Here is an 838-nt window from a genome sequence, read left to right on the forward strand (position 1 = left end):
CTCCTCGGTGTACCTCTCCCTTGGGCGCCCCCCAAGGGACAAACTCCGGCAGTATTCCGATACGCTTAGACTGCACCGGGCTGCCTGCTCCGCAAGTGCGTCCTTTTCAAGTTCGGTACACCGGAATGTAATCTTTTCGTTCCGTCTTAGTTCCATGCCACAAAGGTAATCTTAAAATCTTTTTGAGCAAAGCGAGAAAAGCAAGAATTGTCCGACAAGGACACTTCTTGCTATATATACACATGCTATATATACACATGCCGCATGGGAATACATCCATGCTAACCGCCCGGCAAAAAGCCCCGGCGTGTTAGAAAATCCCCCACAGCCTAACAAATTCTACCCCATTTCTACCCAAGGGGATTACACGCAGCAGAAGTCATCCGGGAACATGTCTTCCAGTTCGTCCAAATCAATGGTTTCTTCTTCGGACACCTCCACCCATTCAATGTTTTCTTTCCCTCTTATCGCACATGAGTACATCTCGGCGGCGGCAAGAGAAGAGAACACCTCGTGCATAGGCTCGCCGTTCTCTAACCAGTAAACACAATATTCGACCATAACAGTTTTATCATTTATCGTTGTAATGCCCCTCTACCTCCAAGATGTAGACCTCTACCACTTCCTCGTAAATGTCATAGATTATCCGGTCATGGGCGGTAATGTGTCGAGACCATGTAATATCCCCACCGCCCCTTAACGCTTCGGGATGCCCAAGCCCAGTCTTAGGGTGCTCTAACAATTCTTTGTAGATTTTCTTATACTTCTTGAACAAATTGGGGTTTGATTTCTTCCATTTGGCAATCACCTTATCCACCCCGTCGGAAACCCTAATTGT

3 protein-coding genes are annotated in these 838 nt (G+C 47.3%); all 3 read right to left on the minus strand.

Translation table 11 applies throughout. From position 1 onward, the window contains the following. Positions 1-156: plasmid mobilization protein (locus BACCOPRO_RS18680; protein WP_438359043.1), on the minus strand; the 156-nt coding region annotated here is incomplete at its 3' end. 207 nt (positions 157-363) lie between these two features. After that, positions 364-561 carry a hypothetical protein gene (locus tag BACCOPRO_RS07810; protein ID WP_008142504.1) on the minus strand — a complete coding sequence of 66 codons (198 nt, stop codon included), beginning with the start codon at positions 559-561 and terminating at the stop codon, positions 364-366. A gap of 10 nt (positions 562-571) precedes the next feature. Next, the gene (locus BACCOPRO_RS07815) at positions 572-835 is read right to left on the minus strand and encodes a type II toxin-antitoxin system YoeB family toxin (RefSeq protein ID WP_050765326.1); all 264 of its coding nucleotides are present in this window, start codon (positions 833-835) and stop codon (positions 572-574) included. Positions 836-838 lie beyond the last annotated feature (3 nt).

The sequence above is a fragment of the Phocaeicola coprophilus DSM 18228 = JCM 13818 genome, from assembly GCF_000157915.1.
GTDB classification, from domain to species: Bacteria; Bacteroidota; Bacteroidia; order Bacteroidales; family Bacteroidaceae; genus Phocaeicola; species Phocaeicola coprophilus.